Source organism: Dorea phocaeensis, assembly GCF_900240315.1.
Lineage (GTDB): Bacteria > Bacillota > Clostridia > Lachnospirales > Lachnospiraceae > Dorea_B > Dorea_B phocaeensis.
Window position 1 is genome coordinate 1 of the sequence record NZ_OEPZ01000003.1, and the last position, 12,242, is coordinate 12,242.

Genomic DNA, 12,242 nt, shown 5'->3' on the forward strand with positions numbered 1-12,242 from the left:
AAGCTGATACGGCGGTCTCCGGAAGCGTTCCCGTGCCTTGTCCGGTACCGCACACTCTTCCAGTTCTTCGTGATGCTGCACCTGATCCAGCTTCTGCTGATGCCGGTCCCTTCGTGCTTTATACATCTCCGTCACTTCCTTCGTTTGTTTTGATAATCGGGCACCAGTCCGGTCGAGTGGCTTTATACCCTTCAAATGGTTTCATTTTTACCCTGCACCCGAAAGCGTAAGAATGAAACGGACAGTCCTTGCATGTTTCCGGGATCTGATTTAGTTTGATGATTCCTTGCATATTACACCTCCAACAACTCTGCATTATCAAAAATGTTGCCGATTACTTCAACACAGTTCCTTTCACATGCATAAAAACCAAGATTGCAGGCATTAGAATGCATTTCTTCTCCAAACGCATAACTGTAGTCCAACTGCCAGTCCCCTTTGTTGTATGCCACGATTTCAGGATATTTCTCTTTTCTATCACAAATATCATTCTCCCAAATCTTCTTACCGTTCTTGTCGGTAAGTCCTGTGAACTGGCAGAGGGTGTCTGGATTGATTTCAAATTGCAAAAACCTGTTCGGCAATCCCCAATCCGTCATAGCTTCGTGTAAAATATAATGATGTGTTGGTACAGGATATCTTTCATAATCTTCTGAAATACAATATGTTGTTTCATCTAACTTGCAATAATACCCTTCCACCCATTTACCATTATCTAACCGCTTTGCTTTAAAAAGGATTTCTCTATTCATCATTTACTCCTCACAAAAATCAATAATTTCAATACCAACTATCATATCGTTCATATCTTCTGCGTCTCCGCTACACTCTAATGTATTGCCGTTTTTGTCCTTCAAAACGCAAGAAAAATAATCTCGATCTTCATGGTATTCCAGTTGACAATCGTTATCAGGAAAATTATCTTCGCATTCAAAATCGAAATCTAAAACAATTCTCCCTTTGCAGTTTCCGCATACACGCCGGATAATGTGTCCTTTGTACTCCCACTTCTGCAATGTTATTTTTACTGTATGTACTCCTTTATAAATATTTGGATCATAATTTTTCATTTTCTTCTACCTCCACATTCTGATGGTACTTTCTGCAAAATCCATCTCTGTAAGCTACGCATTTTTCTTTTATGCACGGATTTAATACTGGTCTTATAAAATCTCCATGACCAATCATCACTGCTTTTACTTCTTCTTTTCCGACTAAGTCAGGACAAAATAAAATCATTCTTCCACTCTCCTGTTCCACGCTTCATTTTGATGTTCTCAGCTCGGCTCATCTGAAATAAACAAATCGGCTACATACACACCTGTGTCACCTTCCCGCTTAACAAATGTATCTCTACATTCATCCATTTATGTTCACTCCTTCATTCTCTTAAATAACGCCTCTAATAAAATTCTTATTACAGATAAAGATAGTAAGATTAAAAAACTTCTCATTGACAAAACAATCATTTTATAAAATGCATTTTCGTTTCCAAATCCCAAAAAAATTATTCCTATAAAAACAATTATTCCACTTATAATACAGACGTTTATAAAATATTTTTCAAACTTATCTAATAGTTTCATCTCCTCCACCTTCCAGAGTACCCGCGAACCCAAATATCTCGCAGGAACTCAAATTGCATCTTAAATTTTTCAACGAACTTAAATCTCAGTTTATCCTTGCTCATTACTGATTGCTCTTCGCATCCTTTTATTAAAATCTTCACACGCCTGCACGTATCCTTCTTTATATGCCTGAGCCTTTTTTACTGAGTTTTCAAGTTCCTTTTCTGCATTTCGTTCAAGCTCATCTGTTATTTCATGTACTTTATCAATCCATTCGCCTACTGTAAGCATTTTAAGCACCTACCATTTCACTCTAATCTTCACACCCTACTACTCCGAAGTGATAGCCGCACTCCACACACACTGCGGTTCCGTCTCCTTTCCACTCTCTGATCTCTTCTCCGCACTTTGGACAATATCTCATATCGTCTGTATCTGTTGTTCCTGATATAAAACCGTACATTCATTTCACCTCACTAAACTCCTAAGATATAAACCACCAAGTTTTTTGGTTCTTCCCGTATCCAGTTGACGCCGTATCTACATGCAGATCTCTTTTCGCCCTGTAGAGATCGTTCAGCTTAAGCCCTTCAAGCTCTGCTTTTTTCGTAATGTCTGTTTCCAGCACTCTTCCGTTCGCGAGAGTTTCTTTCAGATATTTCACCGCTTTGTCATACCCGGTCAGCTCTAGATCTTTCACGACCGCTCGGAAATCATCTTTCATTTTTTCCAGTTGCAGCGTGTTCGCACCGACTTTCTGTAAGATCTTTTCCAGTACTGTCCCTGCATCATGTAGCCCGTTAATGAGCATCACTAATTTTTTCGAGTCCGCCTCTTTCTGCGCCTTTAGCCAAGAAATATCATCTTGCAATGCTGCCAAGTCTGCCGGAGTCTGTTCTGTTTCGCTCCGCTCTTCCACGTCTTTTAAGACGAAATACCCAGGATCAAATCCGAGAACCAAACATATGAGACTTTCTGATACTTCCGGGATCATAGCTCCTTCTCGTAATGTTTTTGATATATACGTGTCGTTTTTTCCGATTTTTCTACTGAGCTCACTCTTTGTAATTTCTCTCTCCCTCAGGATGCTCTCTAGCAACCTGGAGTCTATTTTCACCATATCCTTTGCCTTTGACATTATTTTTCTTTGACCTCCTCGATTAGTCTTGCTGGCTGTATGCCAAGCATTGCAAGTTCAAGTTTCCGCATATCGTAGTTGCGACTTGTGAAATTACAGAATCCTGCTACTTGCTCCTGTCTCAATTCTGCGATGGTCGGCGCATATTTGCTCGTTCGTATATGTTTCATCAGGTTTTTTGACACTGTTTTATAATCCATATCAGCAAGCATCATGTACCACTCATCAAAAATCTGCTGTGTAGTTACCGGGCATCCCGTATACGCTCCGCGCATAGCTTTCACGATATTTTTAAACTCTTCTCTTGTCACCAGTTGTCCACCTCGCTTATCCGGTCAAGTTTGGCGGTCTCTTCCTGCCTTGTCTGACTCTTACGCTCCCAAGTTCGGACAGCTGCTTTCCAGTCTTTCATTTTGTTTTTCCCGATCATCCATCCTTTCGAAGAATAGAAATCAACAAAGGCTTGTGCGTCCACTCGATTGGTTCTGCTTTCGCAATAGTCCTGCACCGCTTCGAGAGAGGGCGGTTCAAACCGCACACTATTATTTATATTTTCCCTTCTTTCCTTCTTGTTCTTCTTTCCTTCTTCTATTGTTGTTAATAGACTGTTAATAGGTTGTGCGTTGTCTGTGCCGTGACTGTTGTCTGCCTGTGCTTCTGCCTGTGATTCACATTGATACGAATTATACTTAACCACCGTAAATACGGAGAATTTGCTATATGATCTGACTGTGATCTCGCCTGTGCTCTTTAAATGCTTAATTGCCGTTCTCACCTCATTCGAAGTTAATTCCAATTCAACTTGAAGTTTGGGTATCGAGGTAGCGAACTGACCTCTCTTAATAACAATCCCCCGGAACTCTCCGTCTTTCCAATTCGCTTTCAGCAGGCAGTGTAGGAATAGACTCTTTGTGTGTTCGTCTCTGTACCAGCCCCAATCTAATAGCTTCCGGCTCACTTTAATGTAGTTGCTCATTCTACCACCTCGATTTCTATCTCGATTCGTGGATTTTCGGCATCTACAAAGAATGAATCCTGAAAACCTGTAATGTTCTTCCACCCGTCATTTTGTAGCACTTTTGTTGCGACCAATGCGTCCTGTATAACCTTACGCCCAAAGGATGAGACATTGTCTAAGTCTCTTCTCCTATCCCTTTCATACCAACGGTATTTGATGTAAACCGGATTCTGTATGCGCAATCTCCCGAGTTGCTCATAGATTGCTGCCTTTACCTTTTCTTCGTTCTTCCCTTTCAGCTTGGCGCCTTTCATGGGGTGTGTACGGCAGGCGGTGATATAGTCGTTGTAATTATCAAGGCGTCCTTTGATCATTAACTTGTACATCTCTGATTGCCCTCCTTACGCCATTCAGCGACCATTCAATACTGTCTTTCCTCGCAGTCTCTTGTTTCTCGTAAGCATATAAGAGAGCTACTTCGACCGGATCATTTTTGTCCGGTAGGAAATACCCTCTACCATCCTGCATGTTAAGAATCGCCACTTCTCCTCTAGCCTTATGGATCATGTCTCTTATAATTCTATCTTCAAGCCCAGTTGCTATGGAAAGTTCTGTTCTGGATACAGCATTGTTTCTTCCAACTGGTATATAATCAATAATATTCACTGTTTCTCCTTTCTCCCCGGCAGACCACCGGGGGAATCCTGGTTAACAGTTGCCATGTGATACGATACGTGCAACATGAAAGTTACATATAGTCAGCCTTCCGGCTCAACTAACATAATAAAATTCTTCCCGAAACTCCTCTTCAGTCCCGTAGTATGCTATATAATATTCTTTGCATCTTCGCCTTAAATCCTTGTCTATGACGCGTGCGTCTTTTCCGGCGTGCACGCCGTTCGGATGCAGTTCCGGTATCAGTGGAGCGATAAAGCCATATTTCTCACACAGTTTCCGCTCCCTCGGCGTATGACTAAATACATGATGTCGTTCTACACCGTACCGTCCGGTGTACATACAGCAGTCCATGTCGTTCGTAAAGATGCTCCATAACCTTTTCATAGCTCTACACCATACTTTTCTTTTAATATCCGCTTCTCGTCCGGCGTTGCGATCTCTGCATCCGAGATACCGGCATCTTTACACTCGCTTATCAGTCCGGTAATCAGTCTCGCCATCTCCTCACTGTTATACGTGTGAGACCCTCGCAAAAGCTTATAGGTTCTATACATTACACCGTCCAAGCCCTCACGGACCTGCGAAGTCGGCTGAAGGTGATAATCCATTGCGTTATTCACCTTCTTTTCTGCCGACTCTGTATCAGGTATCGTGGTGTATGCAGCCTTCCCTCCGAAGATCTCTGGCTGACCGTACCGCCGAAGCATCTGGTTATGCGCCTCTTGATTCGACACTTCCATAGCCTTCGCAAGCTTCGTGCACAGGACCCAGTAATAAGCGTTTGCATCGAGGCTTCTCTTGCGCCTGTATTTCTTGATTTCAAAGCTTAATTTTTCACAGCCTTTCAACTCCTCATACGCCTGCCGGAAGTCCTCGAATGGCTCAAATACTACGTACAAGCGACCAGTAACATAGTCGATAATCGGTTCTTTCAGCCTTCCCGTGAACTTCATTTCATCCCTCGAATTTCTTCCCAATGCGCATTGATATTCGCGTGTTTTAACTCTGTAAGCTCGTCCAGCGCATTGACTTTATAGAGCCTAAGAATTGTCGCAACGTCCACGCCGTCTTCTTTGCATCTATTTTCCAGCGCCTTAACCTTTTTGGCGTCAATACACATCTTCGATACATCTTGTTTTTTCTTCTCGTCTTTCGCCGGTGTCCCAAACTCGATATACTTTCCAGTTTTCGTATTCAAGACCTTTACATAGCAAATGCGCCTATCGTTATACTCAACTTCTTCTACTTCAAAAAAGTCTTTGCATGTCCATTTTCCGTTTATTTCTTTTAGCGTCTTCAAATCTTTAGAAAGCACGTACATCTGTGGTGCAGTATAAAGTTCTCTTCCGATCCCCCAGTTGAAACATGCCCTCTTGAAGCTATCGGACGCCTCCCCTTTTTCCGAATCTGTGTAGGACTCCTTACCACAGTCCCATTTTGTCACCCAGGCATCCTTCTCTTTGTCATATATGGAAACTCCGCAATAAATGTTCCCTTTCAACTCCTTGTGCTCTCTCTGCCAGTTAAATTCTCCGGCCGTTGAATCTAATAGATTCATATCGACTCTTGCGTTCTTATACAGCAAAAGTGACACTCCGTACTGACTGCAGGTAGAGATTCTGCACTCTATGTCATCTGCTTCTAATAATCTAAATTCCATCTACAATACCTCTCTTCCGATTACGAAATCTCCATAGTGATCGTCCCGGCATGTCTCGCATATCCCTCCATCGACCGTATACAAGGTATCTCCCTCATACATCTCACCGCCGCATATCGTACAATACGCTGCCGGCTTTGACTCCGGCGGGCTTGTCTTCCAGTCGTCATACCCTGGTATGCTTTCCATTGCTCTCACGCTCCTTTTTGATCTCGATACCCAAAATAGCGCAGATCACTTCTACCTTCGGGTACTCTTCTGTATTCACATATCTTTCAACAGCTTCTGTCAAAACTGCAAAAGTGTTCGATTTTTCCATTGATTATTCCTCCGTTCTGATCTAGAATATAATTGAGTATTTTTCAGAGTGCTTACGCCTTGCCGGGCATATGTAAGCGCTCTATATTTTTGTGTAAAAGCGGAAACCATCTTCTTCCAGACCAATCGCTCCATCCGAGTCTACTGTCACTTTCCACAACTTTTCATCATCGTCTATATGTAACACCTCAGCCGGTCCACCTTGATGTAAAAACATGCTTAAATGATCAACCCCACTCTGATTAACAATCCGCCGGATCTCCTTCAAGTGTTCTCCAATCTCCAGTCCTGCCTTGATCCATCTTTCTCTATCCATCTTCCTCACCTCCTTGAATTTACAATTCATATCACCTATACTTTTAGATACAGGCACTGCCATGCCAAGTATCAAGAAAGGGGTATGTCCATGAAAAATCACTATTTGCAATCTTCTCTTAATGAAGTCATAGATACATACAAAAAAGAAGCCTCTCAGTATTCCCAATACTGTCCAGATGATCTTTTATATGCATTTGATCAACTTTATCAAGCTCAATTGCATGCTTTGGAATCTATTACTAAAATATTGACCAACATTGATTAATTACGCGGGATAGTTTCTTCGCAGACTATCCCTCCATCCAATAGCATGCGATTCACAACTTCAAGCCTTTTTCTATTTTCTTCACATCTACATTCCGAAAGTCTAATCTGTTCCTCAAAATATTTTTTAGCTTCTAGCAAAAATTCTTTCTGACTCATCTTCCTCACCTCCTTCTAAAATGGTCCTGCCATCCGGCAGTAGATCAATATCGCTCCTACGATTATGCTGCCGAACACAAAACCGAACGCAACTCCCGCCGCGATCTCCTTCACGTCTGTGATCAACTTTCGCTTCAGCTGCTGCGGTCCCGCGTTTTCGAGCCAGTCGCATATCTTTCTTCGGATCCTTATTTGCAGTTTCCGCCTGAAGGCTCTTAGCCGGCGTCTTTTTGATCTGATCCTCTCTTGTTTCATAATCCTTACACGCCATGCCTCTTCCGCGATCCTTGTCATTGCACCGGTACCTTCTCCAGCACGTCCTACATCCTTGCATGGCTTGTCCCTCCTCTCTACCGCCTCAGGCGGTCTTCTCTATTTCGTATTCGATCACTGCTCCTTCCTGTTCTTCCAGCAAAGAGATCAGCGTTTGTATTACTTTTTCCATGTTTGATTCCACTAACACCACCCCTCTTTAACGTATGTTCTATGGGTTGTACTTGTTGCGTCCTTTTTATCGGACAGCTTGTCTGTTAAGTTACTCTAAGAAGTATTCGATAGATACGCCGAAGTAGTCAGCTAGGATTTTGAGCTTGTCCAATTTGGGAGTGGTTATCCCATCTCTCCAATCGTATAAAGTAGCCGTTGCAATTCCAGTATCTTTCGCAACCCTATAAATTGTTTTGTTTGTTTTTGATAATAATTCATTAAATTTTTTGTACACTTTTACACCACCTTTCCGTGATAAAATATTGAAAATATATCGGAAATATGATACAGTCAAGTTACCAGCTAGATTAAAACATATTTCCGAGATACGAAATCCGTTTTATATCACGGTTTTCTTTCGTATCTCTAATATATCACGGTTTTCTTTCATGGTCAATACTGATTTATGAAATTTTTCCGTTTTATTTTGGAGGCGTAACATGTATGAAAAATTTGAAACACTTTTAAAACAAAATAATGTGACCCCATATAGGGTTCACAAAGAAACCGGTATATCCACAGCTACTCTTTCAGACTGGAAAAATGGCAAGAGTGAACCTAAAAAAGATAAAATAGAAAAAATATGTGACTATTTTGAAGTTCCTTTATCCTATTTTTATGGAAATGATGGCATCGAAGAAAAACCAGTCTTAACAAAAAGAGATACTAAGGAAATAACCGAAATGTTGAATGATATGGAAAGCTTACTTCAGCAAGATGGTCTCATGTTTGACGGAGACCCAGCTACACCAGAAGCGATTGATTCCATATTGTCTGCAATGAAAATTGGAATGGAAATGGCTAAGCAGAAAAACAAAGAAAAGTACACACCTAAAAAATATAAAAAGGATTGATACTTATGGATATTAAAAAACGAGTGAATCAAATTGTCCGAAAATACGGCACAAGAAATCCACTCGAAATTATTGAGAAAATGGATATGATTTTAGTACGATATCCGTTGGAAGGTGTTCGCGGCTTTTATCACTACTTTCAGAGAAATCATATTATCTATGTTGATGATAGACTTCCGGACCATATGATTCTATTTGTTATCGCCCATGAACTCGGTCATGTATTCTTACATAAGAAAAGCAATGCAATATTCATGGACACTAGAACACACTTTGTCAAAAACAAATATGAAAACGAAGCAAATCTATTCGCTATGAATCTGCTTGTAAGTGATGAAGATATAAAGGAACATCTTGAATATACAACATCTCAGCTATCACGTCTTTGGGGATATGAAAAAAGTTTGATAGAATTGAGACTAAAAAGCTTTCAGTAATTATTTTAAGCAAAAGGAGGAAATGTTGTGGGATTTTTTAATAAAATTTTCAAACCAAAAACAGACATAAGTGAACAAACATACAAACATAATATATACAGCGAAAAAATATCTCAATATTCACCGCTCCCTAGATTTTATTTTATAAAAGGGCAGATGTATGATATAGATTCGCCTAGCAGTGTTACAAATATCCCTGTTTGCGAAACACATTTTAATATAAATGAGGAAGACTGGGGGATTGATACAATCTTAAGAGAACATGTAAACAGATACTACTCACAAATTCCTGAAAGTTTAAAAGAATCTTGTTATCCTAAAATCTCTGAAATAGAACGGGCGGGTCTAAAAAAAGAGTCGAATGCCGAAAAAAACGCAAGATTGTGTCAAGAAAAGAAAAAATTAGAAGAACAATTAAAGCTCAAAACTATTTCTTTGTCCGACATGGAACAGCTACATTTTTCAAATTATAAAATGAGCACACCAATTTATGATAACAACATGAGTATAATGACAATTACTCCTGAAAACCAAAACCAAGTAATAACTGATATACAGATGATTAACTCATGCATTCAGGAAGCATGTCAGATGATTCAAATAACAGATAACCTATATGTCGACCCACAAAAACTAAAATTCGACACGAAATTTGATACGCTTCATCTTATAACTCAATACTACACTTACTTCGAATGTGCACCATATACTAAAACAGGAAAAATTTCAAAATACCCATTAATATTACATTATGCAACTAATACACACCACACTATTAACCCGCTAACTGATTTTTTTGGAACTATACATTATATGCAAGATGGGAATATTGGAAAAGTTCGGGCAATATATTGGGTCGAACACACAATGTATTTGTTCGAGCTAGGTCTGATAGGTAAAACACTTAGCGTAAAAAAAATAGAAAAATCTTTCAATAATAACAAAAGCACATTATATAAAGTTTAAAAAAACCGCCCCTGTGCTACTAACACAGAGACGGCTAATATACACCCGAAGATGTACACTTATTCTGAACAAATATATTGTATCATCTTCGGAGCAGCCTTGCAAGAGAACGAAAGTTCGCTGGCTGTTATTTTTGTACCCATTTTTACATACCGTATAAAAAGGAAGGTGAACAATTATGCTTGGAAAAATAAAACGGTGCGCTCTTTACATACGTGTGTCTACCTCTGAGCAGTGCATGCACGGAAAATCTCTAGAAGCGCAAAGAGATTACCTGGAGCATTATGCCAAAGAACACAATATGGTTATCGTAGGCGTTTATGCGGATGAAGGAAAAACCGCCCGCAAGGAATTGAAAAAACGAAAAGCCATCCACGCCCTTCTTGAAGATGTGAAAGCTGGAAAGATCGACATCATCCTCTTCTGGCGTCTGGATCGCTGGTTCCGCAATCTCTCAGACTTTTATAAAGTGCAAGATATTCTAGATGCACACGGAGTATCGTGGATGTCCGCTTCTGAACCAGGAATAAATATGGAGACCAGGGATGGTCGTCTGCAGCTTAACGTTGTTCTTTCTATTGGCCAAAACGAAGTTGATACCACTTCCGAAAGAATCCGTTTTGTAAACGACGCATCAGTCCGGCAAGGAAAATTGATCTTCGGTGATGCCAATATGGGATTCGGCTATAAGTCCGGCATTGTGGATGGTGTGAAGCGAATGATCAAAGATCCGGAAACGGAAGAAGCCACCGAAGCTTTTTTTAAATATCTGCTCTCCCACCAAAATAAATCTGCAACGGTAAAGTATATGCAGAAACACTACTATCCTGATTTCTCATATTCCATGTTGCGAACAATGGTATCCAGCGAATTTTACAAAGGAACGTACCGCGGTTTTCCATACTGCCCCGCGTATGTGACCGAGGAAGAATGGAATAAACTACAGTCTCTGTCCTGTAAAAATGTCAAATCTACTCCCTCAGGAAGGATCTACTTATTTACAAGCCTGATGCGATGCCCCGTCTGCGGTCAAAAGCTTGTCGGTACCGGATGCTCTTCTATTATAAATCGCAAGACAAAAGAAAAGCGATCATACTGTTATTACCGCTGTAACCGTGCTATTATTGATCATCTATGTTCAAACCGGCATCGAGTAAGTCAAAATCTAATTGAAGAATATTTATTGGAAAATTTAGAAAATGAATACAAAAAATATCAGATCCGTTACAAGAAAATACGGGAACAGAAAAAGAAATTGCGTGATACACGAACACCAGAAAAACTAAACAAAGAACTGGATCGATTAAACCTACTCTTCCAGAAGGACCGTATCACATGGGAATATTATGCAGCTGAATACGACAGAATAGAAAAAGAATTGAAAGAGATTTCCACTGCCCTTCCGGAAGTCGAAAAAGACTTCACTTACCTGGAAGAACTCCTGCGCTCCGATTTCAAGAAAATTTATGAACAACTAACGCCGGAAAATCGTAGAGCCTTCTGGCGATCTACCATTGAAGAGATCCATTTAAACGAAGATTCTACAGTGAAAAATGTAGACTTTCTATGATGTGTTTTGTACTAAAAGGTTAACTCCGTTTGGGGCTGATAAAACTATGACCGCCGTACTCTCCGGAAGCGCCGATATCGGCTTTATGGGATCAGAAGCATCCATTTACACTTATAATGAAGGTGCAAATGATTATGTCGTCAACTTTGCACAGCTTACTCAGCGTGCCGGAAACTTCCTGGTTGCCCGCGAAGAAATGCCCGGCTTTACCTGGAATGCATTAAAAGGAAAGACTGTACTTGGTGGAAGAAAAGGTGGCATGCCGGAAATGGTGTTTGAATACATCTTAAAAGAAAACGATATCAATCCTGCCTCCGATGTAACGATCAATCAGAATATTGATTTCGGTTCTACCGCTGCTGCGTTCTCAGAAGGTCAGGGTGACTTTACGGTTGAATTCGAACCAGGCGCCACAAATTTAGAAAAAGAGGGCAAAGGCTATGTCGTTGCTTCTCTTGGTACAGACAGCGGTTATGTTCCTTACACTGCATTTTCTGCGAAACAAAGTTACATCGATGATAATCCTGAAGTCATTCAAGGTTTTACTAATGCACTTCAAAAAGGTATAGACTATGTACAATCCCATACACCAGCAGAAATTGCAAAAATAATTGCTCCACAATTTAAGGAGACCGATCTCGATACCATTACCACCATTGTCACCCGCTACTATGATCAGGATACTTGGAAGGAGAACCTTGTATTTGAAAAAGACAGTTTTGATCTCTTACAGGATATCTTGGAAACTTCTGGTGAACTGACTAAGCGAGCACCTTATGAGGAACTGGTAACAACGAAATTTGCCGAAAAGGCAAAGAAATAATCGCCTACACTATTTAAAAATTCGCCCTTCCTGCACATCCTGTTT

General features: G+C 40.4%; 25 protein-coding genes and 1 pseudogene. 6 read left to right on the forward strand and 20 right to left on the reverse strand.

The window, feature by feature from the left end; translation table 11 throughout:
* Window positions 1-118 precede the first annotated feature (118 nt).
* The 17 genes from C0979_RS11860 to C0979_RS07120 form a co-directional block, all read right to left on the reverse strand.
* Window positions 119-292: a hypothetical protein gene (locus C0979_RS11860; protein ID WP_159459862.1), complete on the reverse strand. Its 174-nt coding sequence runs from the start codon at window positions 290-292 to the stop codon at window positions 119-121.
* Between the two features lies 1 nt (window position 293).
* Window positions 294-752 (reverse strand): YopX family phage-derived protein, encoded by a 459-nt coding sequence (locus C0979_RS07050; RefSeq protein WP_242962669.1) that lies wholly within the window; start codon window positions 750-752, stop codon window positions 294-296.
* Window positions 753-755: 3 nt separating this feature from the next.
* Window positions 756-1,070, reverse strand: coding sequence for a DUF5406 family protein (locus C0979_RS07055; protein WP_101695344.1), 315 nt, complete (start codon window positions 1,068-1,070; stop codon window positions 756-758).
* Complete coding sequence (locus C0979_RS07060) at window positions 1,057-1,239, reverse strand: hypothetical protein (protein ID WP_101695345.1); 183 nt, start codon at window positions 1,237-1,239, stop codon at window positions 1,057-1,059. The genes C0979_RS07055 and C0979_RS07060 overlap by 14 nt, the downstream gene beginning before the upstream one ends.
* A 437-nt stretch (window positions 1,240-1,676) precedes the next feature.
* Window positions 1,677-1,859, reverse strand: a complete 183-nt coding sequence (locus tag C0979_RS07070; protein WP_101695347.1) for a hypothetical protein — start codon at window positions 1,857-1,859, stop codon at window positions 1,677-1,679.
* Window positions 1,860-1,881: 22 nt separating this feature from the next.
* Window positions 1,882-2,031, reverse strand: a complete 150-nt coding sequence (locus C0979_RS11865) for a hypothetical protein (protein ID WP_159459863.1) — start codon at window positions 2,029-2,031, stop codon at window positions 1,882-1,884.
* Window positions 2,032-2,052: 21 nt separating this feature from the next.
* A complete protein-coding gene (locus tag C0979_RS07075) occupies window positions 2,053-2,706 on the reverse strand; it encodes a hypothetical protein (RefSeq protein ID WP_101695348.1) in 654 nt (217 codons plus the stop codon).
* Window positions 2,706-3,017 (reverse strand): replicative helicase loader/inhibitor, encoded by a 312-nt coding sequence (locus tag C0979_RS07080; protein ID WP_101695349.1) that lies wholly within the window; start codon window positions 3,015-3,017, stop codon window positions 2,706-2,708. The genes C0979_RS07075 and C0979_RS07080 overlap by 1 nt, the downstream gene beginning before the upstream one ends.
* Entirely contained in the window at window positions 3,014-3,682 is a 669-nt protein-coding gene (locus tag C0979_RS07085; RefSeq protein ID WP_101695350.1) for a hypothetical protein, read from the reverse strand. Before C0979_RS07085 ends, C0979_RS07080 begins: the two co-directional genes overlap by 4 nt.
* On the reverse strand, window positions 3,679-4,050 hold the full coding sequence (locus C0979_RS07090; RefSeq protein WP_101695351.1) for a RusA family crossover junction endodeoxyribonuclease: 372 nt from the start codon (window positions 4,048-4,050) through the stop codon (window positions 3,679-3,681). The genes C0979_RS07085 and C0979_RS07090 overlap by 4 nt, the downstream gene beginning before the upstream one ends.
* Window positions 4,019-4,330 carry a hypothetical protein gene (locus C0979_RS07095; protein WP_101695352.1) on the reverse strand — a complete coding sequence of 104 codons (312 nt, stop codon included), beginning with the start codon at window positions 4,328-4,330 and terminating at the stop codon, window positions 4,019-4,021. Before C0979_RS07095 ends, C0979_RS07090 begins: the two co-directional genes overlap by 32 nt.
* Window positions 4,331-4,435: 105 nt before the next feature.
* A complete protein-coding gene (locus C0979_RS07100; protein ID WP_101695353.1) occupies window positions 4,436-4,726 on the reverse strand; it encodes a phosphoenolpyruvate carboxykinase in 291 nt (96 codons plus the stop codon).
* Complete coding sequence (locus C0979_RS07105) at window positions 4,723-5,295, reverse strand: hypothetical protein (RefSeq protein WP_101695354.1); 573 nt, start codon at window positions 5,293-5,295, stop codon at window positions 4,723-4,725. The genes C0979_RS07100 and C0979_RS07105 overlap by 4 nt, the downstream gene beginning before the upstream one ends.
* Window positions 5,292-6,002: a Rad52/Rad22 family DNA repair protein gene (locus C0979_RS07110; RefSeq protein WP_145995106.1), complete on the reverse strand. Its 711-nt coding sequence runs from the start codon at window positions 6,000-6,002 to the stop codon at window positions 5,292-5,294. Before C0979_RS07110 ends, C0979_RS07105 begins: the two co-directional genes overlap by 4 nt.
* Window positions 6,003-6,191, reverse strand: coding sequence for a hypothetical protein (locus C0979_RS07115; RefSeq protein WP_101695355.1), 189 nt, complete (start codon window positions 6,189-6,191; stop codon window positions 6,003-6,005).
* Complete coding sequence (locus tag C0979_RS11870) at window positions 6,169-6,321, reverse strand: hypothetical protein (RefSeq protein ID WP_159459864.1); 153 nt, start codon at window positions 6,319-6,321, stop codon at window positions 6,169-6,171. Before C0979_RS11870 ends, C0979_RS07115 begins: the two co-directional genes overlap by 23 nt.
* A gap of 81 nt (window positions 6,322-6,402) precedes the next feature.
* Window positions 6,403-6,636, reverse strand: a complete 234-nt coding sequence (locus C0979_RS07120; protein ID WP_101695356.1) for a hypothetical protein — start codon at window positions 6,634-6,636, stop codon at window positions 6,403-6,405.
* 90 nt (window positions 6,637-6,726) lie between these two features.
* Here C0979_RS07120 and C0979_RS11875 point away from each other — a divergent pair, with 90 nt between their 5' ends.
* Entirely contained in the window at window positions 6,727-6,903 is a 177-nt protein-coding gene (locus C0979_RS11875) for a hypothetical protein (protein ID WP_159459865.1), read from the forward strand.
* On the opposite strand, the gene C0979_RS11880 is transcribed toward C0979_RS11875, so the two are convergent.
* From C0979_RS11880 to C0979_RS07130, 3 genes are all read right to left on the reverse strand, one after another.
* Complete coding sequence (locus C0979_RS11880) at window positions 6,900-7,061, reverse strand: hypothetical protein (RefSeq protein ID WP_159459866.1); 162 nt, start codon at window positions 7,059-7,061, stop codon at window positions 6,900-6,902. The two genes, C0979_RS11875 and C0979_RS11880, sit on opposite strands and share 4 nt — an antisense overlap.
* Entirely contained in the window at window positions 7,030-7,395 is a 366-nt protein-coding gene (locus C0979_RS07125) for a hypothetical protein (RefSeq protein WP_101695357.1), read from the reverse strand. The genes C0979_RS11880 and C0979_RS07125 overlap by 32 nt, the downstream gene beginning before the upstream one ends.
* A gap of 201 nt (window positions 7,396-7,596) precedes the next feature.
* On the reverse strand, window positions 7,597-7,782 hold the full coding sequence (locus tag C0979_RS07130; RefSeq protein ID WP_101695358.1) for a helix-turn-helix domain-containing protein: 186 nt from the start codon (window positions 7,780-7,782) through the stop codon (window positions 7,597-7,599).
* Between the two features lie 205 nt (window positions 7,783-7,987).
* Between C0979_RS07130 and C0979_RS07135 the strand changes: the two genes are divergently transcribed.
* The 5 genes and pseudogenes from C0979_RS07135 to C0979_RS07155 form a co-directional block, all read left to right on the forward strand.
* A complete protein-coding gene (locus C0979_RS07135; RefSeq protein WP_071143681.1) occupies window positions 7,988-8,401 on the forward strand; it encodes a helix-turn-helix domain-containing protein in 414 nt (137 codons plus the stop codon).
* 5 nt (window positions 8,402-8,406) lie between these two features.
* Entirely contained in the window at window positions 8,407-8,838 is a 432-nt protein-coding gene (locus C0979_RS07140; protein ID WP_101695359.1) for an ImmA/IrrE family metallo-endopeptidase, read from the forward strand.
* Window positions 8,839-8,865: 27 nt separating this feature from the next.
* Window positions 8,866-9,804, forward strand: a complete 939-nt coding sequence (locus C0979_RS07145) for a hypothetical protein (protein WP_101695360.1) — start codon at window positions 8,866-8,868, stop codon at window positions 9,802-9,804.
* A 178-nt stretch (window positions 9,805-9,982) separates the two neighbouring features.
* Window positions 9,983-11,374, forward strand: coding sequence for a recombinase family protein (locus C0979_RS07150; protein ID WP_101695361.1), 1,392 nt, complete (start codon window positions 9,983-9,985; stop codon window positions 11,372-11,374).
* A 19-nt stretch (window positions 11,375-11,393) separates the two neighbouring features.
* Window positions 11,394-12,197, forward strand: a pseudogene (locus C0979_RS07155) (ABC transporter substrate-binding protein); the annotation flags it as partial.
* Between the last annotated feature and the right edge of the window lie 45 nt (window positions 12,198-12,242).

Coding starts and splice junctions, on each gene's coding strand:
- C0979_RS11860 (WP_159459862.1), bottom strand. CDS start 292: ATGCAAGGAATCATCAAACTAAATCAGATCCCGGAAACATGCAAGGAC.
- C0979_RS07050 (WP_242962669.1), bottom strand. CDS start 752: ATGAATAGAGAAATCCTTTTTAAAGCAAAGCGGTTAGATAATGGTAAA.
- C0979_RS07055 (WP_101695344.1), bottom strand. CDS start 1,070: ATGAAAAATTATGATCCAAATATTTATAAAGGAGTACATACAGTAAAA.
- C0979_RS07060 (WP_101695345.1), bottom strand. CDS start 1,239: ATGATTTTATTTTGTCCTGACTTAGTCGGAAAAGAAGAAGTAAAAGCA.
- C0979_RS07070 (WP_101695347.1), bottom strand. CDS start 1,859: ATGCTTACAGTAGGCGAATGGATTGATAAAGTACATGAAATAACAGAT.
- C0979_RS11865 (WP_159459863.1), bottom strand. CDS start 2,031: ATGTACGGTTTTATATCAGGAACAACAGATACAGACGATATGAGATAT.
- C0979_RS07075 (WP_101695348.1), bottom strand. CDS start 2,706: ATGTCAAAGGCAAAGGATATGGTGAAAATAGACTCCAGGTTGCTAGAG.
- C0979_RS07085 (WP_101695350.1), bottom strand. CDS start 3,682: ATGAGCAACTACATTAAAGTGAGCCGGAAGCTATTAGATTGGGGCTGG.
- C0979_RS07090 (WP_101695351.1), bottom strand. CDS start 4,050: ATGTACAAGTTAATGATCAAAGGACGCCTTGATAATTACAACGACTAT.
- C0979_RS07100 (WP_101695353.1), bottom strand. CDS start 4,726: ATGAAAAGGTTATGGAGCATCTTTACGAACGACATGGACTGCTGTATG.
- C0979_RS07105 (WP_101695354.1), bottom strand. CDS start 5,295: ATGAAGTTCACGGGAAGGCTGAAAGAACCGATTATCGACTATGTTACT.
- C0979_RS07110 (WP_145995106.1), bottom strand. CDS start 6,002: ATGGAATTTAGATTATTAGAAGCAGATGACATAGAGTGCAGAATCTCT.
- C0979_RS07115 (WP_101695355.1), bottom strand. CDS start 6,191: ATGGAAAGCATACCAGGGTATGACGACTGGAAGACAAGCCCGCCGGAG.
- C0979_RS11870 (WP_159459864.1), bottom strand. CDS start 6,321: ATGGAAAAATCGAACACTTTTGCAGTTTTGACAGAAGCTGTTGAAAGA.
- C0979_RS07120 (WP_101695356.1), bottom strand. CDS start 6,636: ATGGATAGAGAAAGATGGATCAAGGCAGGACTGGAGATTGGAGAACAC.
- C0979_RS11875 (WP_159459865.1), top strand. CDS start 6,727: ATGAAAAATCACTATTTGCAATCTTCTCTTAATGAAGTCATAGATACA.
- C0979_RS11880 (WP_159459866.1), bottom strand. CDS start 7,061: ATGAGTCAGAAAGAATTTTTGCTAGAAGCTAAAAAATATTTTGAGGAA.
- C0979_RS07125 (WP_101695357.1), bottom strand. CDS start 7,395: ATGCAAGGATGTAGGACGTGCTGGAGAAGGTACCGGTGCAATGACAAG.
- C0979_RS07135 (WP_071143681.1), top strand. CDS start 7,988: ATGTATGAAAAATTTGAAACACTTTTAAAACAAAATAATGTGACCCCA.
- C0979_RS07140 (WP_101695359.1), top strand. CDS start 8,407: ATGGATATTAAAAAACGAGTGAATCAAATTGTCCGAAAATACGGCACA.
- C0979_RS07150 (WP_101695361.1), top strand. CDS start 9,983: ATGCTTGGAAAAATAAAACGGTGCGCTCTTTACATACGTGTGTCTACC.